The organism is Saccharomonospora sp. (assembly GCF_027317685.1).
Lineage (GTDB): Bacteria > Actinomycetota > Actinomycetes > Mycobacteriales > Pseudonocardiaceae > Saccharomonospora.
Genome location: NZ_DAHVQP010000114.1, coordinates 53227 through 74452, shown reverse-complemented (window position 1 = coordinate 74452; position 21226 = coordinate 53227). Strand labels below are relative to the sequence as shown.

The 21226-nt window shown below is 66.1% G+C and carries 21 protein-coding genes; 14 read left to right on the top strand and 7 right to left on the bottom strand.

Annotated elements, in window-relative coordinates; translation table 11 throughout:
• The first annotated feature begins 46 nt into the window (after positions 1-46).
• Positions 47-1837 carry a thiamine pyrophosphate-requiring protein gene (locus M7H19_RS13420; protein ID WP_298181193.1) on the top strand — a complete coding sequence of 597 codons (1791 nt, stop codon included), beginning with the start codon at positions 47-49 and terminating at the stop codon, positions 1835-1837.
• Between the two features lie 140 nt (positions 1838-1977).
• Here the strand turns inward: M7H19_RS13420 and M7H19_RS13415 are convergent, their stop codons facing one another.
• From M7H19_RS13415 to M7H19_RS13405, 3 genes are all read right to left on the bottom strand, one after another.
• Positions 1978-3291, bottom strand: a complete 1314-nt coding sequence (locus M7H19_RS13415) for a citrate synthase (protein ID WP_298181192.1) — start codon at positions 3289-3291, stop codon at positions 1978-1980.
• A gap of 166 nt (positions 3292-3457) precedes the next feature.
• Entirely contained in the window at positions 3458-4387 is a 930-nt protein-coding gene (locus M7H19_RS13410) for a carbohydrate kinase (RefSeq protein ID WP_298181190.1), read from the bottom strand.
• A 34-nt stretch (positions 4388-4421) separates the two neighbouring features.
• Positions 4422-5009, bottom strand: coding sequence for a TetR/AcrR family transcriptional regulator (locus M7H19_RS13405; protein WP_298181189.1), 588 nt, complete (start codon positions 5007-5009; stop codon positions 4422-4424).
• Positions 5010-5081: 72 nt separating this feature from the next.
• Between M7H19_RS13405 and M7H19_RS13400 the strand changes: the two genes are divergently transcribed.
• Positions 5082-6263, top strand: a complete 1182-nt coding sequence (locus tag M7H19_RS13400; RefSeq protein WP_298181188.1) for an acyl-CoA dehydrogenase family protein — start codon at positions 5082-5084, stop codon at positions 6261-6263.
• An 83-nt stretch (positions 6264-6346) separates the two neighbouring features.
• Here M7H19_RS13400 and M7H19_RS13395 read toward each other — a convergent pair whose 3' ends face one another.
• From M7H19_RS13395 to M7H19_RS13385, 3 genes are all read right to left on the bottom strand, one after another.
• Entirely contained in the window at positions 6347-7558 is a 1212-nt protein-coding gene (locus M7H19_RS13395) for an amidohydrolase (RefSeq protein ID WP_298181186.1), read from the bottom strand.
• A gap of 11 nt (positions 7559-7569) precedes the next feature.
• On the bottom strand, positions 7570-8481 hold the full coding sequence (locus tag M7H19_RS13390; RefSeq protein WP_298181185.1) for an aldose 1-epimerase family protein: 912 nt from the start codon (positions 8479-8481) through the stop codon (positions 7570-7572).
• Positions 8482-8611: 130 nt separating this feature from the next.
• Positions 8612-9019, bottom strand: coding sequence for a SchA/CurD-like domain-containing protein (locus M7H19_RS13385; RefSeq protein WP_298181183.1), 408 nt, complete (start codon positions 9017-9019; stop codon positions 8612-8614).
• A gap of 687 nt (positions 9020-9706) precedes the next feature.
• Between M7H19_RS13385 and M7H19_RS13380 the strand changes: the two genes are divergently transcribed.
• The 11 genes from M7H19_RS13380 to M7H19_RS13330 all read left to right on the top strand — a co-directional run bounded on the left by M7H19_RS13380 (position 9707) and on the right by M7H19_RS13330 (position 18286).
• Positions 9707-10078: a TcmI family type II polyketide cyclase gene (locus tag M7H19_RS13380; RefSeq protein WP_298181182.1), complete on the top strand. Its 372-nt coding sequence runs from the start codon at positions 9707-9709 to the stop codon at positions 10076-10078.
• On the top strand, positions 10075-10518 hold the full coding sequence (locus tag M7H19_RS13375) for a cupin domain-containing protein (RefSeq protein ID WP_298181180.1): 444 nt from the start codon (positions 10075-10077) through the stop codon (positions 10516-10518). Before M7H19_RS13380 ends, M7H19_RS13375 begins: the two co-directional genes overlap by 4 nt.
• The gene (locus M7H19_RS13370) at positions 10515-11795 is read left to right on the top strand and encodes a beta-ketoacyl-[acyl-carrier-protein] synthase family protein (protein ID WP_298181179.1); all 1281 of its coding nucleotides are present in this window, start codon (positions 10515-10517) and stop codon (positions 11793-11795) included. The genes M7H19_RS13375 and M7H19_RS13370 overlap by 4 nt, the downstream gene beginning before the upstream one ends.
• Positions 11796-11797: 2 nt before the next feature.
• Positions 11798-13024: a ketosynthase chain-length factor gene (locus M7H19_RS13365; protein ID WP_298181239.1), complete on the top strand. Its 1227-nt coding sequence runs from the start codon at positions 11798-11800 to the stop codon at positions 13022-13024.
• 42 nt (positions 13025-13066) lie between these two features.
• Positions 13067-13336 (top strand): acyl carrier protein, encoded by a 270-nt coding sequence (locus tag M7H19_RS13360; protein ID WP_298181177.1) that lies wholly within the window; start codon positions 13067-13069, stop codon positions 13334-13336.
• Positions 13333-13800 carry an SRPBCC family protein gene (locus M7H19_RS13355; RefSeq protein WP_298181175.1) on the top strand — a complete coding sequence of 156 codons (468 nt, stop codon included), beginning with the start codon at positions 13333-13335 and terminating at the stop codon, positions 13798-13800. The genes M7H19_RS13360 and M7H19_RS13355 overlap by 4 nt, the downstream gene beginning before the upstream one ends.
• Before the next feature lie 113 nt (positions 13801-13913).
• A complete protein-coding gene (locus M7H19_RS13350; protein WP_298181173.1) occupies positions 13914-14255 on the top strand; it encodes an antibiotic biosynthesis monooxygenase family protein in 342 nt (113 codons plus the stop codon).
• On the top strand, positions 14248-14550 hold the full coding sequence (locus M7H19_RS13345) for an antibiotic biosynthesis monooxygenase (RefSeq protein ID WP_298181170.1): 303 nt from the start codon (positions 14248-14250) through the stop codon (positions 14548-14550). The genes M7H19_RS13350 and M7H19_RS13345 overlap by 8 nt, the downstream gene beginning before the upstream one ends.
• A 66-nt stretch (positions 14551-14616) precedes the next feature.
• Positions 14617-16341, top strand: coding sequence for an acetyl-CoA carboxylase, carboxyltransferase subunit beta (gene accD / locus M7H19_RS13340; protein WP_298181169.1), 1725 nt, complete (start codon positions 14617-14619; stop codon positions 16339-16341).
• Positions 16338-16859 carry an acetyl-CoA carboxylase biotin carboxyl carrier protein gene (accB, locus tag M7H19_RS13335; RefSeq protein ID WP_298181167.1) on the top strand — a complete coding sequence of 174 codons (522 nt, stop codon included), beginning with the start codon at positions 16338-16340 and terminating at the stop codon, positions 16857-16859. Before accD ends, accB begins: the two co-directional genes overlap by 4 nt.
• Positions 16856-18286, top strand: coding sequence for an acetyl-CoA carboxylase biotin carboxylase subunit (locus M7H19_RS13330; protein WP_298181166.1), 1431 nt, complete (start codon positions 16856-16858; stop codon positions 18284-18286). The genes accB and M7H19_RS13330 overlap by 4 nt, the downstream gene beginning before the upstream one ends.
• Positions 18287-18587: 301 nt before the next feature.
• On the opposite strand, the gene M7H19_RS13325 is transcribed toward M7H19_RS13330, so the two are convergent.
• On the bottom strand, positions 18588-20513 hold the full coding sequence (locus M7H19_RS13325) for a BTAD domain-containing putative transcriptional regulator (protein WP_298181164.1): 1926 nt from the start codon (positions 20511-20513) through the stop codon (positions 18588-18590).
• Positions 20514-20709: 196 nt separating this feature from the next.
• Between M7H19_RS13325 and M7H19_RS13320 the strand changes: the two genes are divergently transcribed.
• On the top strand, positions 20710-21225 hold the full coding sequence (locus tag M7H19_RS13320; protein ID WP_298181162.1) for a hypothetical protein: 516 nt from the start codon (positions 20710-20712) through the stop codon (positions 21223-21225).
• Position 21226: the final 1 nt, after the last annotated feature.

Here is a 21226-nt window from a genome sequence, read left to right as displayed (position 1 = left end):
GGTAGCCGAGTCGGGACCCGGCTCACGTGCGCGATGGGAGGCACACATGACCGAGACGGTCGGCGACTACGTACTCCGGCGACTCCGCGACTGGGGTGTCGAGCAGGTGTTCGGCTACCCCGGTGACGGCATCAACGGCCTCGTCTCCGCATTCGGCGAAGCGGACAACCAGCCCAGGTTCGTCCAGTCCAGGCACGAGGAGATGTCGGCCTTCCAAGCCGTCGGATACGCCAAGTTCAGCGGCAGTGTGGGCGTCTGCATGGCCACCTCCGGGCCGGGTGCCATTCACCTGCTCAACGGCCTGTACGACGCCAAACTCGACCACGTTCCCGTCGTCGCCATCGTCGGACAGACCTCGCGCAGCGCGATGGGAGGCAGTTACCAGCAAGAAATCGACCTGCAGTCACTGCTGAAGGACGTCGCGTCCGAATACCTCGTGGAGGTCAACGTCGCGCAGCAGCTGCCCAACGCCCTCGACCGCGCTTTCCGCACTGCGCAGTCACGTCGGGCACCGACAGCGCTGATCATCCCGGCGGACCTGCAGGAACAGGAGTACACACCACCGCGACACGCGTTCAAACAAGTGCCCTCCAGCCCGCCGAGCACACCGAGGACGGTGATGCTCCCGCCGGAGGACGAGATAGCCAAGGCGGCGGAACTGCTCAACGCGGGCGACAAGGTGGCCATCCTCGCCGGGCAGGGCGCCCGCAACGCTACCGAAGAGCTGATGCGCGTCGCCGACGTCACCGGCGCCGGGGTGGCGAAAGCCCTGCTGGGCAAGGACGTGCTCTCGGACGAACTCCCGTACGTCACCGGCTCGATCGGCCTGCTCGGCACCCGCCCCAGCTACGAGCTCATGCGTGACTGCGACACACTGCTGATCGTCGGCTCCAACCTGCCGTACTCGCAGTTCCTCCCCGATTTCGGGCAAGCCCGCGCCGTGCAGATCGACATCGACGGCAGCATGATCGGCATGCGTTATCCGACCGAGGTGAACCTCGTCGGTGAGGCCAAGGCGACGTTGCGTTCGTTGTTACCACTGTTGGAACGCAAGATCGACACCTCGTGGCGCGAGACGGTGGAACGCAACGTCGCCGACTGGTGGAACACTCTGCGTGACCAGGCCATGCTCGACGCCGAACCGATCAACCCCATGCGCGTGGTGCACGAGCTGTCGGAAAGGCTCCCCGACGACGCGCTCATCACCGCCGACTCGGGGTCGTCGACGAACTGGTACGCCCGCAACCTGAGGATGCGGGGGCGGATGCGCGGCTCGCTGTCGGGCACGCTCGCCACGATGGGCGCCGGCGTGCCGTACGCGATCGGGGCGAAGTTCGCGTATCCCGAACGACCGGTCGTGGCGCTCGTCGGCGACGGCGCCATGCAGATGAACGGCCTGGCCGAGCTCGCCACCATCGCCCGATACCGGCAACAGTGGCCGGACCCGAGACTGGTGGTGTGCGTGTTCAACAACCACGACCTCAACCAGGTCACATGGGAGTTGCGCGCCATGGGCGGGACGCCGAAGTTCGAGGAATCGCAGAACCTGCCCGAAGTGCCCTACGCCGAGTTCGCCAAGCTGGTGGGACTTCACGGCATCACCGTGGACGACCCGGCCGACCTGGGGCGGGTATGGGACGAGGCGCTGGCCGCCGACCGCCCGGTCGTGCTCGACGTGCACTGTGATCCCGAGCTCCCCCCGATTCCGCCGCACGCCACGTTCGATCAGGTCAAGTCGATGACCGAGGCACTGCTCAAAGGCGACCCGAACGCCTGGCGCGTCCTGGCCCAAGGTGTGAAGACGAAGGCCCAAGAGGTGCTGCCGGGGTCGCGGTGAGACGGTCTACGCGCATTTCGCCCACAAACACGTTGAAGGCCACCTTCCCGCCCCCCAGGCGGCGAAGGTGGCCTTTCGTCTCCGCGGTTTTCGAACGCTGCGGTGTTTTCCGGCGTTTCCAGCCGTTTCCGGCAGAGCCTTTAGCGCTCCGACAGCGGCTTGTAGTCGCGCTGCTTTTCTCCGGTGTAGATCTGCCGCGGGCGGCCGATCTTGGTGGCCGGGTCCGACATCATCTCGCGCCAGTGCGCGATCCAGCCGGGCAGACGTCCCAGAGCGAACAGCACGGTGAAGAACTGTGTCGGGAAGCCCATGGCCCGGTAGATCAGGCCGGTGTAGAAGTCGACGTTCGGGTAGAGCTTGCGCTCGATGAAGTAGTCATCGGACAGCGCCCGCTCCTCCAGCCGCTTGGCGATGTCGAGCAGCTCGTCACCACCGCTGATCTTGGACAGGACCTCGTCCGCCGTCTGCTTGATGATCTTCGCGCGCGGGTCGTAGTTCTTGTAGACCCGGTGCCCGAAGCCCATCAGGCGGACACCGTCCTCCTTGTTCTTGACCCGGCTGACGAACTTGTCCACGTCGCCGCCGTCGGTCTTGATGCTCTCCAGCATCTCCAGCACGGCGCTGTTGGCACCGCCGTGCAGCGGGCCGAACAGGGCCATTATTCCCGCCGAGATGCTCGCGAACAGGTTCGCCTCCGACGAGCCCACCAGCCGCACGGTGGACGTGGAGCAGTTCTGTTCGTGATCGGCGTGCAGGATGAACAGCAGATCGAGCGCCTTCGCCATCGTCGGGTCGAGCTCGTACGGCTCGGCGGGCAGTCCGAAGGTCATCCGCAGGAAGTTCTCGACCAGACCCAGCGAGTTGTCCGGGTACAAGAAGGGCTGACCGATCGACTTCTTGTAGGCGTAGGCCGCGATCGTCGGCACCTTCGCCAGCAACCGGATGGTGGACAGCTCCACGCTCTCGGAGTCGAACGGGTTGAGCGAGTCCTGGTAGAAGGTCGACAGCGCCGACACCGCGCTGGACAGCACCGGCATCGGGTGCGCGTCCCGCGGGAAGCCGTCGAAGAACCGCTTCAGGTCCTCGTGCAGCAGCGTGTGCCTGTTGATCCGGGAGGAGAACTTCTCCAGCTGCTCCTTCGTGGGCAGCTCACCGTAGATCAGCAGATACGACACCTCGATGAACGTCGAGTGCTGCGCGAGCTGTTCGATCGGGTAGCCGCGGTAACGCAGGACTCCTTGTTCACCGTCGATGTACGTGATCGACGAAGACGTGGCGCCGGTGTTGACGAAACCCGGGTCGTACGTGATGTAGCCGGTTTGGGCGAGTAGCTTCCCAAGCTCAATACCGGGCGCGCCCTCCACGGCGCGAACAACGTTCAACTCGTGCTCGCCAGTCGGCAGGCGGAGTTGGATCTTCTCGCCCCCGGTCTGCGCCGCAGTCGCGTCGGACATGCACATGCCTCTCACGGTCACACGGGCCGGCTGTGACCGCAGATCATGCGGGTCACATTACTTCGCACACCGCCCCGCTGGGGTATGAATTCTCCTTAACGCTAGTCCAGAAGAGGCCTGTTACGCAGCCGTGGCGTTACCCACAGCCGACCCAATGCGACTAGGTTCACAGCCTGTTTCGGAGTTCTTCCACCGTCGGTGGCTCGGCCCCGCTACGGGACACTGTGACGGCCGCTGCATCCGCCGCGAACGCCAACATGTCGCGACAATCGTTCGCGGACAGCACTGATGTGTCCTTCACCTGGTTGCACACCAACCAGGCGAGAACGGCGCCCTGCACGGTGTCGCCGGCACCGACCGTGTCCACGACCTTCGCCGCCGCGGTGGGCACCGTCACATCGACACCCGAAGACGTGATCAACGACATGCCCTCGGACCCTTTGGTCAAGACCACTGCCTGCGGACCCTCGTCGAGCCACGAACGCGCGGTGTCCATGATGCCGTCGGGGTCGGTCACACCGGTCAGCCAACGGGCATCCTCTACCGAAAGTTTCAACAGATGCACGTAGGGCAACCACGAGAGGAACCGGGCGCGGTATCCGCCAGGATCGGTGATCATGCCGGGGCGGATGTTGGGATCGAGTGCGGTCAACACACCACGTCGACTCTCGCGACGCAACACGGCCTCGTACGCCTGCGCGCCGGGCTGCAACACCATGCCGAGTGTGCCCACGGACAACACCGTGGTCTCCTTCGGCAGCGGACCCGGGTCGGCGACCAACCGGTCCGCGGTGCCCTCGGCGTAGAAGCTGTATCGGGCGTTGGATTCCTCGTCCAACGACACCACGGCGACAGTGGTGGGCTCGGGTCCACGTTGCACCAAAGATGTGTCCACCCCGGACTCTTCCAGTCTGCGGACCAAAGCGTCGCCGAAAGCGTCGGTCGACACGCGGGATAAAAACGCCGTCGGCATACCGAGCCGGGCGGTCGCGAGAGCGACGTTGTACGGGCCACCGCCCAAGCGAGGAGCCAGCAGATTCCCGTCCTCACCTGCGGGGACGAGATCGACGAGTGCTTCACCACCGGACACAATCACGGTTGCCGATAGTAGGCTGTACCTTCCCGGTGAGTCAGCCCGGAGCATCCCGCCGCAGGCCGCCCAGCAACAACTCCGCCAGCGCGTCGAACGCCTCGGCGTCGGTGGTGCCCGCCCGCGCACCCACGACCCCCGACTGGATCGACTCGACGAGGATTCCGGCCATCTCGGCGATGGCGTCGGCATGGTCGTCGCGGAAGACCCCCTGCTCGACACCGTCGGCGATGAACTGGCGGATACGGCGCGCCGCGGCTTCGGAATTGAACGCGTAGACGGCCCGTGCGGGCTCGAACGAGGCAACATCGGCCATGAACACCGCCGACGCCCGGTCCAGCTCTGCGGAAACCCCTGCGAGATAGGTGCGCACGGCCGTCGCGGCGTCGTCGATTCCCGCCACTCGGGCTTCGATGCGCTCGGCCGCGCCCTTGAAGAAATGCGCGACGACCTTCGCCGAGAGCTGCTCCTTGCTCGGCGCCAGCGCGTACAGCGTGGTCTTGGAACAGCGCAGCTTCGCCGCCAGGTCGTCGAGGGTGAAAGCCGAAAAGCCCTCGGCGAGGAACAACTCCTCCAGTTCGACGAGCAACGCGTGCTGCCGTCGCGTGCGAGGGCCGGTCGAGTGCATGGTCACCATCGTACGTTGTAGTACTCTAAAAGGAACTTCAGTACTATCCGCAGTACACCTTCGGAGACAGTAATGCCCACAGCGTCCACGCGGCCCACAAGGCCCACCGTGCAACGTCTGCTCCCCGACACCGAGTCCGAGGACCTGCTGTCCCTCACCCGCGAGATCGCTCGCGAGGAACTGGCTCCCCTGGCCACCGAATACGAGGAGAAGGAACTCTTCCCCCGCGAACAGTTCCGCATCCTGGGTTCGGCCGGCCTGCTGGGACTTCCCTACTCGGAACGCTGGGGTGGCGGCGAGGTGCCCTACGAGGTGTACCTCCAGGTACTGGAGGAGATCGCCGCGGCGTGGATGTCGGTCGGCGTCGGCCTGTCGGTGCACACGATGTCGTGCTACGCGCTGGCCCACTACGGCAGCGACGAACAACGCGACCGCTGGTTGCCCGCCATGCTGGGCGGCGACCTTTTGGGCGCGTACGCGCTGTCGGAACCCCATGCCGGGTCGGACGCCGCCGCTCTGTCCACCCGGGCCCAGCGGGACGGCGACACCTACGTGATCAACGGGGTGAAGGCGTGGACCACCCACGGCGGACACGCCGACTACTACACGACGATGGTGCGCACGTCGGACGACGGCGGCAAAGGCATCAGCTGCCTGCTCGTGGACTCGGACACGCCAGGCATGTCGGCCGCACCGCCCGAACGGAAGATGGGCCTCACCGGGTCCACCACGGCACAGATGGTCTTCGAGGACGCCCGGGTGGGCGCCGACCAGCTCATCGGCGCCGAGGGCGAGGGCCTGAAGATCGCGCTGTCGTCACTGGCGTCCGGGCGCCTCGGCATCGCCGCGTGCTCGGTGGGATTGGCGCAAGCCGCTCTCGACGAAGCCGTCGCCTACGCCAAACAGCGCACCCAGTTCGGCAAGCCGATCATCGACTTCCAAGGGTTGGAGTTCCTGCTCGCCGACATGGCCGCCGCCGTGGAATCGGCCCGCGCGACCTATCTCGACGCCGCACGCCGAAGGGACCAGGGAATGCCCTTCCAGCGACAGTCGTCGGTGGCGAAGCTGGTGGCCACCGACGCCGCCATGAAGGTGACCACGGACGCCGTGCAGATACTCGGCGGGGCCGGATACACCCGTGACTTCCCGGTCGAGCGGTACATGCGCGAGGCGAAGGTGCCGCAGATCTTCGAGGGCACCAACCAGATCCAGCGCATGGTCATCGCGCGGGAGCTGCGCAAGTCGGCGGTGTGAGGCGGCCGCGCGAACCGAAGACTGTGCGGGGCCGGGCAGGACACGATCCTCGCCCGGCCCCGTTCGACTTCACTCGCGGGTGCCTACTCCCGGTACCTGCGCTCGGCGACGACGCCCTCGCCCGTGGACTCGTCGAAGTGATACACCTCGCGGCCTCGGACGAACACGCGCAAAGCACGGTTCATGACGTCGAGCGGGTCACCCGACCAGATCACCACATCGGCGTCCAGCCCCGGCTTGAGCGCGCCCACACGGTCGTCGAGGCCGAGTATCTGGGCGGGGTTGACGGTCAGCGTACGCAGCGCTGTCTCCGGGTCCAGACCTTCCTTGACCGCGAGCGTGGCCTGGTGGACGAGGAAGTTGATCGGGATCACCGGGTGGTCGGTGGTGATCGCCACCCGCACGCCGGCCCGGGCGAGGATGCCCGCCGCCCGTAGGGTGCGGTGACGCAGCTCGACCTTCGACCTCGTGGTGAACAGCGGCCCCAGGATCACCGGGATGTCGCGCTCGGCGAGGAAGTCGGCGACGAGGTGTCCCTCGGTGCCGTGGTTGACGACCAGCTTGTAGCCGAACTCCTCGGCCAGCCGCACGGCCGTGACGATGTCGTCGGCGCGGTGGGTGTGCTGGTCCCAGTACAACTCGCCATCGAGGACCCGGGAGAGGGTCTCCAGCGCGAGGTCGACCTCGAACGGCTTGCCCTCCGCGCGAGCGTGCTCACGTTTGGCGGCGTAGTTGCGCGCTTCGGTGAACGCCTCCCGCAGCACCGCGGCCACCCCGAGGCGCGTGGACGGGGTCTTGTCCTTACCGCCGTAGATCCGCTTGGGGTTCTCCCCAAGGGCGCTTTTGACACTGACCTGCTCGGCGAACAGCATGTCGACCACCGTGCGGCCCCAGGTCTTGACGCCGACCGTCTCCCCGCCGATGGGGTTACCGGAACCCGGCTTGATCACCACGCTGGTGACGCCGCCGGCCAACGCGTCGTCGAACCCGATCTCGTACGGGTCGATGCCGTCGATGGCCCGGAACCGGGCGCCGTTGGGGTCGGTCATCTCGTTGGTGTCGTCACCCGACCAGCCCTCGCCGTCCTCGTGGACGCCCAGGTGCGCGTGCGCGTCGATGAAACCGGGCAGTACCCAGGAGCCGGAGGCGTCGACGAGTTCGGCGTCGTCGGGCACCTCCACGTCGGCCTGCGTGCCCACCGCGACGATCTTGCCGTGGTCCATCAGCACAGTCCCGCCGTCGATCGGCTCACCGTCGACGGGCACCACGTAACCACCAATGATCGCAGTTGTCATAGTTCGTTACGCTAACGAATATCCACTTGGATTCCCCAGCTGCCCCGCCACGAGGCGCCGGGTTCCAAAGTGATGAGATCGGTTCCCGAATTCAACGCATCGGCGGGGCATGTCATGGGTTCGATCGCGATCGCCCTGCCCCGTCCCGGATAGTCCGACGGGGTAAACACCTGTACCCACCCGAAATCGGCGTCCGCCCACAGGTCCAGCGTCGTGTCGCCGTGGGACAGCAGATGGTGGTGCCTACCGTCGGCGTGCGGCGTCAGGCCACCGAACGCGGTGTCCAGGTCCAGGCCGCCCACGATCCGGCCTTCGCGCAAGTCGTAGTCGGTGCCCTCGACGTCGATCTCCTCACCGAACGGCAACTGCTCGTCGGCCACGTAGGGGCGCACGCGCAAGGCGGCCAGCGTCAACGTCAACTCGTCGGTGGGCACATCGCCGATCCGCGGATACGGGTGCACGCCCACCCCGAAACCGATGGCCTTGTCGCCCTCGTTGCGCACCTCGTGCGTGACGGCCAGCCCACGTGGGGCCAACTCGTAAAGGATCTCCGCGTGCAGGGGAACCGGCCAACCGGGCGCGGCACCGATCTCCACGGCGAGCCGGATGAACCACTCACCGTGTTCGAGCAGTTCCCATTCCTTGTCCCGCACCAACCCGTGGATGGCATTACCGCGTGCCTCCTCGGTGACCTCCAGCTCCTGCGGTTCACCGTCGAAGGCCCAGCGTGCGCCCTTCGTGCGGTTGGGCCACGGCAGCAACACCTGCCCCGCCGCCTTCGGGGGCTCCGCGTCCGCCTCGAACGTCTCCAGGTACGGCACCTTGTTGATCTCGAAAGCCCGTAGCCCCGCGCCGATCTCGGTGACCACGGCGCGAGCATTTCCCCTGGTCAGTTCGAACTGTTCCCCCGTCGGATTCGCCATGAGGCGAACGATACCGGCCTGTCGGCGGCCGGACCGATCGCCCCGGCCGCGCGTCGAGGTCGATCGTCTCCGGTGGCCTCGCACCGATCCGCCGACCACCTCGGCGGGATGCGGGCCCACCGAGCCGGTTCTACTCCAATTCAACCCCTTCGCTCGTCGCCTCGGGCTTCAAGGTGTCCACGGAGACCTGGGTGAGACAGCGCATGGTGCTCTTGGCGAAGAATTGCCGGAACGCCTCCGGGCTCGTCGTGTCCCGCGCTTGCGCCAGATACGGCTGTAGCTCCTCCTCGAAGGCGTGTATGGCGGGTTGGTTCGACATGTGTCGACCCACATCGGCCAAGGTGCCACCCGAATAGTGGATGAACCGGACGATCATGGGGCCTTCGATGAACACAGCGGTTCCGAGAAGTTTGCCGACCTCGTTTCCGGACTCGTCGTGCAGCACCGGCGAACTGACCCGACCGATGTTCGCGAAGAGTTCGGCGAGCTCGTCCTCGTAGCCCTCTTTGACCCGGTAGCTGATCGCTGCGTACGGCATGGCTCTTTCCCTTCTGTCGTCGATCACGGCTGGGCTTTCTCGAACGAGCGGGTCGAACGGTCCGCGCAAAGCCATCACCGGACCGTCGTCACGCCCACCCCAGCTGTAAGTCCACAAAGGAATCATAAAATTCCGGAAGCGATCACTCACTTCCCCGTTCTCATCGGACTCCCTTCACCGCCGTCCGGTCGGTCGAAGCGGACGACAGCCCCCTCACCGGCATCCTCACCGACCGGGCTGCTCCGGCGACTTCCGCGAACTCGCACGGACAGACGTTGCCATCGAGCCCTCGAAGCGCGCTGGTCCCGCACTCGATCCGAACACCGATCGACGATGAACGCTCGAACACCCCGGTACACGACGAAAACCGCCGCCCGATCGGCCGAAAATGCTGACCGCCATTCAGCGACTCCCGAGCCGTACGGAACCGGGGTCCGGCTCGCGTTCCAGCACAGTCCGACCATTCAGTCCTAATGAGACTGAGCTTTCCCGTCGTCGGCGCAAGCGCTCCCAGCAGGGACGATCGTCGACGACGCCGTCCCGGTCGGCCCGCTGACGGAGAACGACACCACGAGAACGGCCGCCACCTCCGCTCGAAAGCCAGTCGATTCTCGTTTCGAGTGCGTCTCTAGACCGTGCTGTCAAGCTTTTCCGTGACGTCGACCGCCAGGCCCACAGGAGACCACAGTGCACCGAACGTTGATCGTAGCTCGCATGAATCAGCAGGATTCGGACGCCGTCGCCAACGTGTTCGCCGAATCCGACAGCACCGAACTACCACACTTGGTCGGGGTGACCCGGCGGACCCTGTTCGCGTTCCACGGCTTGTACTTCCATCTCGTCGAGTCCGGCGACGACATCAACCCCAACCTGGACAAGGCACGGCAAGGAGAACTGTACGCCGACATCAACACCAAACTCGGCGCTTTCATCTCCCCCTTCGACCCGGACTGGAAGCAGCCGAAGGACGCGATGGCCGTGCCGTTCTACTCCTGGACTCCCGAATCGGGACACACCATCCACCCCGTACGCGGCCGGCACATGGGAGAGAACCGATGACCAGAGCCGACAAAACCAAGATCTCGATGACCGACGTGCCCGCGAATCGTCGGCGAGGCGGAGACCTGCGGGTCACTCTCAGCCCGAAGACGGTGGGCTCGATGTCGGGGTTCGGTGGTGTGCTCTTCCTGGATCCCGACGAGTTCGTCACCGAGCACTACCACCCCTACTCGGAGGAGTTCCTCCACGTCGTCTCCGGTGACCTCGAAATGCGTCTCGACGGCGAAACGGTACCGCTGAAGGCGGGAGACTCGCTGCTCGTGCCGATCGGGATGCGCCATCGACTCGTCAACGTCGGAACCTCACGCGCGCACGCGGTGTTCCACCTGAGTCCACTCGCTCCCCGCCCGGACCTCGGCCACGTGGACACCGAGGAAGCCCTCAACCCACTCGAAGCGCACCCCCGGGTGAGCGATTCGGCGGAGGACTCGCCACGATGACCGGAGTAGCCATCACCGGCATCGGCGTCGTCGCACCGGGCGGCGCCTCGCGAGAGGCTTTCTGGGAGCTGCTCTGCGCGGGCCGGACGGCGACACGGCGCATCACCGTGTTCGACCCGGAGCCCTTCCGCTCCCAGGTGGCCGCCGAGTGCGGAACGTTCGATCCCGCTGCGGCGGGCCTCACCTCCCAGCAGCGCAGGCGAATGGACAGGGCGGCCCAGTTCGCGGTGGCCTGCACTCGGGAGGCCGTAGCGGACAGCGGGATCGACCTGTCCTCCTCCGCCCCGGGACGAGTCGCCATCAGCATCGGAAGCGCCGTCGGCTGCACCATCGGCCTGGAACAGGAGTACGCGGTACTCTCCGACGACGGACGCCGCTGGCTGGTCGACCACGAGTACGGCGTTCCGCACCTCTACGGCTACATGGTGCCGAGCACGATCGCCGTCGAGACGGCTTGGGAGGTCGGCGCCGAGGGGCCGGTCACCCTCGTCTCCACCGGGTGCACCTCCGGACTCGACGCCGTGGGACACGGCATGCGGCTGATCGAGGACGGTGACGCCGACATCGTGATCGCCGGAGCCACCGACGCACCGTTGTCACCGATCACGTCCGCCTGCTTCGACGCGATCAAGGCCACCAGCCCCAACAACGAGGACCCCAAACACGCTTCCCGCCCTTTCGACGCCGAGCGCGACGGTTTCGTGCTCGGCGAGGGGGCCGCGGTACTGGTGCTGGAACGCAGCGAACACGCCAGGGCCAGGTCCGCTCGGATCTACGCCGAACTCGTCGGATTCGCCAGTCGCAGCAACGCGTTCCACATGACCGGGCTGAAGCCGGACGGCCGGGAGATGGCCGAGGCCATCACGGTCGCACTCGACCAAGCGCGATTGGACCCGTCCGCCGTGGACTACATCAACGCGCACGGTTCGGGGACCAAACAGAACGATCGGCACGAGACGGCGGCGTTCAAGCGCAGCCTCGGACAACACGCTTACGAGGTGCCGGTCAGCTCGATCAAGTCGATGATCGGGCACTCGCTCGGCGCGATCGGTTCGATCGAGGTCGCCGCTTGCGCACTGGCCCTGGACAGGCAGGTCGTCCCGCCGACGGCCAACCTGCACACACGCGACCCCGAATGCGACCTGGACTACGTCCCGAACAGCGCCCGGGAAGCCGGGCTGGACGTCGTGCTCAGCGTCGGCAGCGGTTTCGGTGGTTTCCAGAGCGCGATCCTGCTCGCCCGGTCGGGCCGGGACCGACCGAAGGAGGCCGCGTGACCATGACGCCGTCGGCAGCACAGTCCCCGGTGATCACCGGTATCGGTGTCCTGGCGCCGACCGGTATCGGAACGGAGCAACACTGGCGAAGCGTGCTCACGGGTAAGTCCGGGATCAGCGGGACCACCCTGTTCGACGCCACGCCCTACCCGGTGCGGCTGGCCGGACAGGTCCCCGGCTTCACCGCCGAGGAGTACGTGCCGCGCAGGCTGATCCCACAGACGGACCGCTGGTCGCACCTTGCACTCGCCGCGACCGATCAGGCACTCGCGGACGCGGGGATCGATCCGGCCGCCGAACCCGAGTACTCGATGGCCGTGGTCACCGCCAGCTCGTCCGGCGGAACGGAATTCGGCCAACACGAGATGGAACGGCTCTACGCCAAGGGCCCGCAGTGGGTCAGCGCCTACCAGTCCATCGCCTGGTTCTACGCCGCGACCACCGGGCAGATCTCGATCCGCCACGGGATGCGGGGACCGTGCGGCGTGGTCTGCGGCGAGCAGGCCGGTGGCCTCGACGCGGTCGGCCAGGCCGCCCGGCACCTCGTCCGCGACGTCGACCTCGTGGTCACCGGCGGCACCGACGCCCCGTTGTGCCCGTACGGGCTGGTGGCGCAGCTCTCCTCCGGGCACCTCTCCACGGCGTCCGAGCCCGCGACGGCATACCTGCCGTTCGACGTCGACGCCTCCGGGTTCGTCCCCGGTGAGGGCGGGGCCATCCTGCTCGCCGAACGCGCGACACACGCGGCGGCTCGAAATGCCCGGTTCTACGGCCGTATCCGGGGATATGCGGCCGGATTCGACCCGCCGCCCGGTTCGTCCCGGCCACCCGCCTTGGCGGCCACCATCCGACGCGCCCTCAACCGCGCCCGGATGTCCGTCGAGGACGTGGACGTGTTGTTCGCCGACGGCATGGGCGTACCGGAACAGGACCGCGCTGAGGCCGAGGCCATCACGGAGTTGTTCGGTCCCAAGGGCGTGCCGGTGACCGCACCGAAGACCCTCACCGGTCGCCTGTACGGCGGGGGCGCGGCCCTCGACGTGGCCACCGCCCTGCTGTCCCTGCGCGACGGCGTCATCCCCCACACCGTCGGCCCGCACAGGCTCGCCCCCGGCTGCGCCATCGACCTCGTACTCGGCGCTCCCCGGGAACAGCCACTGCGGACCGCGCTCGTCGTGGCCAGAGGCTTCGGCGGCTTCACCGCCGCCCTGATCCTCAGCGCCCCGTGAGAAGAGCCCGGTACTCGGGCTTTCGGCCGAGAAGGAGGACAGATGAGCAAATTCAGCATCGAGGACCTGAACCGCCTACTGGCTTCGGGAGCGACCGCCGGGGGCGATTCCGAGATCACCGATTCGTCGTTGGCCGAGGAGTTCACCGAACTGGGATACGACTCGTTGGCGCTGCTCGAACTCGTCAGCAAGGTCGAGCGTGAGTACGGACTGAAACTACCCGAGGACGCACTGGAGAACATGCTCACACCGAGGTCCACTGTGGACTACATCAGCGCACGGCTCGCGGAGAAGGAGGAGGCACAGGCATGACGGGACACACCGACAACGAGGTATTCATCCAAGCCCCGATCGAATACGTGTGGGACCGCACCAACGACATCGAGGATTGGCCCAACCTGTTCAGCGAGTACTCGGCCGCCGAGATCCTCGACCGGGACGACGACACGATCCGTTTCCGTCTGGCACTCCAGCCCGACGAGAACGGGAAGGTGTGGAGTTGGGTGTCGGCCCGCAAGCCCGACGAATCGACCTGGACCGTGCGGTCACAACGCGTCGAGACCGGACCGTTCAAATACATGTGGATCTTCTGGGAATACCACGAGGCGGACGGCGGAACCCGGATGCGCTGGGTGCAGGACTTCGAACTGAAACCCGAAGCTCCCGTTGACGACGCGACGATGCAGGAACGACTCAACCGCAACACCCGGATCCAGCAGCAACTCATCAAAGAGAAGATCGAAGCCGGTTTCGCGGAGAAATCGGCCGACGATTGAACGTCTTCCGAACACGACGCCACCCGACTTCATCCGACACCGAGCCGAGGAATTCGGCCGAATCACGCTATGCCACCGAAAAAACCGTTCACGTCGACGAAAAGGAGCCGCCGATGTCCCGGCAGAACGACACCGCGTTCAGAGTAATGGTGCGAATGCAGGTGGAACAAGGCAAGGAGGAGGACTTCGAACGGGTATGGCAGGAGGTCGGTGACTCGGTCGCCCGGAACCCGAAGAACCTCGGCCAATGGCTGTCCCGTTCCCTCACCGAGGACGGGATCTACTACCTCATCAGCGACTGGTCCGACGAACCCAGCTTCCGCGAATTCGAGAAAAGCGACGCACACCGTGGGCACCGCGAGAAACTGGACCCGTACCGTTCGGGCAGGTCGATGGTCCCCATGCAGCTGGTCGCACAGCGCGCCGGCGGCGACACGGGAGTGGACCATGGCTGATCGGGTTCGGGTACTCGTCTACTACCGCTGTGACGACGAGGCGACGATCCGCGCCGCCTACGACGTGGTGAGCCCACGACTCAGCCACGTTCCCGGTCTGCTGCGCAACGAACTCCTGGCTTCCACTCACGATCCGTCGGGCTACATCGTCCTGAGCGAGTGGAGCGATTTGGAGACACACCGGCGGTGGGAGCAGAGTCAGGAGCACCGTGAGCAAACGGCTCCTCTCCAACCGTATCTGGACGACCGGTTGCCGATGTCGTTCGGCATCTACGAGGTCAAGGCGTCCTACTGAATCGGCCGGGTCGTGGCGGCCACCGCGTCCGGCCGCCACGGCGCACCGGTGTAGAGAGGAGTGTCCATGACAGAACAGCTCACGCCGACCTCGTCGCGCCTCGAGGTCGAGGTGCCCGAGGAAGAACCCTGGCTGCGCTGTCCGGGCTGTGGCGGCTTGCTGTACCGCAAGCGCTTCGTACGCCTCCACAGGGTGTGCCCGGACTGCGGTAACCACGCCCGGCTCACGGCCCGGCAACGGATCGAACAGCTACTCGACCCGGACAGCGCCCACGAGGTCCCGTTACCCCCCACCGCGGTGGACCCCCTGCGGTTCACCGACTCGCGCCCGTATCCCCGACGACTGGCGGAGGCCAGGAGCTCCACCGGCGAGGACGACGCCGTGGTCGTGGTGACCGGCCGCATCGGTGGACATCCCCTGGTGGTGGCGGTGATGGACTTCGGTTTCCTCGGCGGCAGCCTCGGAGTGGCCGCCGGTGAGGCCGTGACCTGCGCCGCCGAATTGGCGTTGCGGGATTCCCTGCCGCTGCTGCTGGTCACGGCCTCGGGCGGGGCGCGGATGCAGGAGGGCGTGCTGTCCCTCATGCAGATGGCCAAGACCGCGCAGGCGATGGCCGCGTTGGACGAGGCGGGGCTGCTGACGATCACTCTGGTGACCGACCCGACCTACGGAGGGGTCGCGGCCTCGTTCGCGACCCTGTCGGACGTCCTGCTGGCGGAGCCGGGTGCGCGGCTGGGCTTCGCGGGACCACGCGTGATCAAACAGACGATCAACCAGGAACTCCCCGAAGGCTTCCAGACCGCGGAGTTCCTTCGGGATCGCGGTCTCATCGACGGCGTCCACCCTCGCGCCGAACTGCGCCAGGTGTTGACCCGGCTGTTGGACGTCACGCGACCCGACGCGCACCTGTCGGCCGATGCGGAATGTGGCCGACGCCTGCTGGTCCGGGAGCCGGCACGGCTCGGGAAGCGGTCGGCGTGGGAGACCGTGCGACTGGCCCGCGCCCCCGAACGGTTGACCACATTGGAACACATCCGGCTCTGGACGAGTGGGTTCGTCGAGCTGCTCGGCTCGCGGTGCGGATCCGACTCCCCCGCTCTCGTCGGTGGGGTCGGCCTGTTGTCGGGGCAACCGGTACTGCTGCTCGGGCACCAGAAAGGCCACGACACTCACGAACTCGTGCAACGCGACTTCGGGATGGTGACGGCCGACGGTTACCGCAAGGTGCTGCGCCTGCTGCGGCTGGCGAGGAAGCTACGCCTCCCGGTCGTGTCGTTGATCGACACACCCGGCGCGCACCCCGGGCTGGAGTCCGAGGAAACGGGACAGGCCGGAGCCATCGCCGCCTGTATCGCCGAACTGGGAGCCCTCCCGGTACCGGTCGTCTCGGTCATCACCGGCGAGGGCGGGAGTGGCGGCGCACTGGCACTGGCCGTCAGCGACCGGGTCCTGCTGTCGGAGCACGCCGTCTACTCCGTGATCAGTGCCGAGGGATGCGCGGCGATCCTCTGGAAAACCGCGGAAGCGGCCCCGAAGGCCGCGGAGGCACTGCAACTGGACGCGCCGTCGCTGTTGCGCCACGGGATCGTCGACGCCGTCGTCCCGGAACCGGGAGACGGTGCCCACACCGACCCGATGGAGGCCAGCACCCGGCTACGGGACGCGGTGCTGACGACGCTGAGTGAACTGCTGCCGCTTCCCGGTCCACGACTCGTCCGCGACCGGCGAGCCCGGTACCGGGCATACGGCCGGGTACAAGCGACAGCCCTGTCGGAGGGAAGACAAAGATGACCCACAGCGACTCCATCCTTCTTCGTCAATCCAGCGCCACGGCATCGGACGCTGAGCCGGCCGTGCCCGACGACACGGCCCTGAACAAGCTCTGCGACGGGCTCGCCGAGGTACTGCGGGTCGCTCCCCGCTCGCCGCAACGGATCAGCGTCCGGCTCGGCACGGCGAGTATCGACGTCGAGTGGCCCACCGACCTCGTGGCCGATGCCGAACGGGGAACGGCGGACACCGACGAGAAGATGGACGACGCCGGCGACACCACCCCGTCCGGTCACACGGTGACGGCCCCTCTCGTCGGCACCTTCTACCAGGCACCCGAACTCGGCGCGAAACCGTTCGTGCAGGTAGGTGACCGGGTTTCCGTGGGCCAGCAGGTGGCCATCGTCGAGGCCATGAAGCTGATGAACCGGGTGGAGGCCGACGTCGCGGGGACGGTCGTCGACATCCTCGTGTCCGATGGTCAGCCCGTCGAGTACGACCAGCCTCTACTGTTGATCGCCCCCGAGGAGGGGACATGATCCCACGCGGCGACACCGACCTGCCCTTCGACACCGTGCTCGTGGCCAACCGGGGCGAGATCGCCCTTCGCGTCGTGCGGACGTGCCGGGAGCTCGGCCTGCGCACGGTCGTCGTGTATTCCACCGCCGACCGGGACTCGGCGGCGGTTCGAGCTGCCGACAGGTCCGTCTACATCGGACCATCGACGGTGCGACGCAGTTACCTCTTCGCCCCGGCGATCATCGAGGCGGCACGGCAGACCGGGGCGCAGGCCATACACCCGGGATACGGCTTTCTGTCGGAGGACCCGGACTTCGCGGAGATCTGCGCGGACAACGGGCTCGTCTTCGTCGGACCACGCCCCGAGCTCATGTCCCGGCTCGGTGACAAGGCACAGGCCCGTTCTCTGCTGGCCGAAGCGGGAATGCCGCTGCTCCCCGGGAGTCTCGGCACCGTCGACAACGCCGCCGAGGCGGTGGAACTCGCCTCCGAGATCGGCTTCCCCCTGATCATCAAAGCGGTGGCCGGAGGTGGTGGGCGAGGAATGACGATCGTGTGGGACGGCGACGACCTCGTACCCGCCTACCACGCGACGCGAGCCACGGCACAGACGACCTTCGGCGACGGCCGGGTCTACGTGGAGCGGTACTGCCCGCAGGCTCGGCACGTCGAGGTCCAGGTCCTCGCCGACGAACACGGCACGGTGCTGCACCTGGGTGAGAGGGACTGCTCGGTGCAACGTCGCCACCAGAAACTCATCGAGGAGACCCCCGCTCCACGCCTACCCGAAGCGGTACGTAAACGCCTGACGGGCGCGGCCGTGCGGGGCGCGGAGGCGGTCGGCTACACCGGGGCGGGCACCTTCGAGTTCCTCGTCGACGGCGACGACTGCTACTTCATGGAGGTCAACTGCCGGATCCAGGTCGAACATCCGGTCACGGAGATGGTCACCGGGATCGACCTCGTTCGCGAACAACTGCACATCGCCGCGGGTAGGCCGCTGCGCTTCACACAAGCGGAGATCGAGCCGCGCGGAGTCGCCATCGAGTGCCGGGTCAACGCCGAGGACCCGAACCGGGACTTCGCCCCCACCGCCGGCTCCCTCACCGAATTCGTTCCACCGGGCGGCCCGTTCGTGCGAGTCGACACCCACGCCCGCACCGGCTGGAGTGTCCCCGTCGAATACGACTCACTACTGGCCAAGGTGGTCGCCTGGGCCCCCGACCGGGCCCTCGCGATCGAACGGATGCGTCGCGCTCTCGACGAGTTCCGGATCGCGGGAAGCGGAGTCCGGACCACCGCACGGTATCTCTCCGAGCTGCTCGACGATTCGAGTTTCCGCGCGGGCACACACACCACCCGGTTCCTGGAGCACCGGGCACGGGCCCACCGCGACGAAGAACGTGGCCACGAATCGACCGCCACTGTCGGACGGAGGAGAACCTGACCGTACTCGGGCCGACCGTTCCCCGCCGGAGAGAACGGTAGCCGGGCGCCGCTTCCGGTGACGGGACCGAACGTGGGCCCGTATCGTACGGCGGTCCTTTGTGTACTGCTTATCCGGAAGACCACGGCAACGGGTACGAAAAGGCCCTGGCCGTGCTTCTTCCGCATGCCGGTGTGGCGCGCGAACCCGGCAATCGGCTCAGCAGTGCTTTCAAAGCTTTCGAAGTTCTCGGATCCGCTCTCGGGCCCCCTCGAATGCCCTCGACTCCACCGAAGGTTTCGCGTGGAGTCGAAACGTCCCTTCAAAACCCCACCACAGTCGCCTTGCCCGGCACCACGCGTCCCGAACGTTTCGCCTGCTCACCCGAACCCGCGGAAGCCGCCGGATCGGCGCTGCCTTCCGTACTCATCGTCCGTGCCGCGAGACAATGCAGCCGCGAGAAGCGGTAACGGAACGGATGTGCGCCGTTGTCACGCTGTTCGTCGGCCCCTGCAACGGCCAGGTGCGCCTCCACCAGGCATTCGAGGATCTCCTCAGCGGTGAAGACGTCGGTGCCGAGAACCAGCGCCGCTTCCTCGATCGCCAGCCCGTTCTCGGTGGTGTGGCACGCCAGCCTGGTGAAAGCGTCCCGACAGTCCGGTGGCAGCGACCGCACGGTGAGTTCGATGCTGCGCAACACGTTCAGCGAGCCGACGTTGAACTCCACGGACTCCCAACGGTGATCCCGCAGCCGGAGCACCATCTGACCCAGCGTCCAGTGAGGTCGGGTCGCCAACCGCACGGCCACGGCCCGGAGCGCGGCAGGCAGTCCCTCACACAGTTCCGCCAACTCCTCGGCGGCCCGCATGTCCTCCTTCGCCCGAGTCGCGCCGAGCACCGAGGTCAACAACTCGATGCTCTCCGCGGTCGACAACGGGGCCAGTTCGACGAAGTGGTCGACACACTCGTCGTAGGCTCTGCGCCGGGTCAAAACCAGCGCCGCGCAACCGGAACCCGCCGGCAGAAGTGAGGTCAAATCAACCGCGTTGTCCACCACGAACAGCACGCGGCGGGAACGGGTCCAGTCGCGCAGCGCACGTAACCGGCCCTCCACCCCGACGGCCTGGTCGACGCACAGCCCCACCTGGGCCAGCAGGCTGTCCAGAACCCGCTGAAACGCTTCCTCGTCGTGGTTTCCGTCCGCGCATTCCAGATCCACCAGGAAGCGACCGTCGGGGAACATCGGGGCGACCTCTTGCGCGACCGCCGACGCCAGCGCGGTCTTGCCCACCCCGGCAGGGCCGGTCACCAACACCACGGGCGACACGGTGTCGTCGCGGGAACGGGTCAGTTCCCTCACGATGCGCTCGTATTCCCGGTCCCGGCCGACCAGCCCGCGAGGTGGGCGGGCGACGACCTCCCGACGTTGTGTGGCAACGACCGGTTGTGTTTCCCGATTCGGAACCTCGGACGCGAGCAACGAATGTTGGAGTTCCTGTAATTCGGCTGACGGTTCCAGACCGAGTTGTTCGATGAGATTGCGGCGGCACCGGTGATAAACGCTGAGCGCCTCGGTTCTGCGCCCGGTGCGGGCCAATGCGATCATCAACCGCGCGAAGAATCCTTCGTGAGTGGGTTCCTTACTGGTGAGCCACAAGAGTTCGCTGATGAGCTCCTGGTGCCGACCGAGCTCAAGATAAAGATCGAGGAGCTGTTCCAGAGCACTTTTCCTGATTTCCTCCAGACGGACCGCCTCCGCCTGCAAAAGAGCACCCAAAGAAATGTCGCCGAGCGCCGGGCCACGCCATATCTGCAAAGCCGACTGGTATGCTTCCGCGGCAGCTTCCAGCTCCTCTTCCGAACGTTTTTCCTGAGCGATTTTCAGCAATTTTTCGAACTGAGCCACGTCAAGTTTCTCGGAGGGCACCGAGAGAATGTATCCACCGGGAGTCGTTCGCAACAACGAGGATTCACCGTCGTCCCCGTCATTCATGCGAAAAAGCTTTCGGATCTGGTAGATATAGGTCTGCATGGTGGTACTCGCACTGCTCGGCGGCCGCTGGTCCCACAGCTCCTCGATGACCTGTCCGAAAGTGACCACCTGGTTGCTTCGCAAGGCCAGCAGGGCCACTACCCTACGCAATTTGGGCGCAGACGGAGTGATTAATCGACCTTCATGCACCACCTCGAGTGGCCCCAAAAGCTTGAACTCCACTCGTTTCTCCTTTGCCAGTCTCCCGTGGATCATGTTCCGTGAACTGGATCGCTCCTCAGAGAAGCCACATGGACCACATCACCAAACCCGCCTGGCCGGAAACGTCGGAAACTACTTCCAGCTGTCGAGCACACTAATGGTACCTATTGGATTTATGCTCGAAAATCACTCGGGGAGGCTACTCCGGAAGGTTCGACCCCGGAAGCCACTCTCCACACGCGACGAAATCGTGACAAATATTCAAAATAATGAAATCAAGAGACACCGCCGAATAACGACCGAAAACACCCGGAAGGCCGCGACCGGAACAGTCGCCCCCGACGCACACGAAAACCAAACCAACCGAACAGAAGGTCATCGAAAATTTCTCGAAGAAATCGAACGACAAGACGCCGAACCGCCATCAACCCCCGAGAAGGCGAATAATATTTCGCTTTCCCGGAAGAAGCCTTCGCGGAACCTTCCGCGCACTCCCGACGGAGGCGCCGATCTCCCCAAGCCGACCTTTCGGGGGTTCGACGAACACCTTCCCGTGGTCGGCCCGGTCGAACAACCGACACGCGCACTCAACACGTTCTCGTCGCTCGATGTCGATCGTGGCAGTCCCGACCGTGGCAGTCCCGACGAAGTCGAGGGACCTCTCGAACGCCGCCGCAACTCGGCCTGGTTCGACCGCGCCGAGCCCCTCCCTGGTGAACACTGGTACATCACCTCACTCGCGGGCCCGTCCACGCAGACCACGTGAT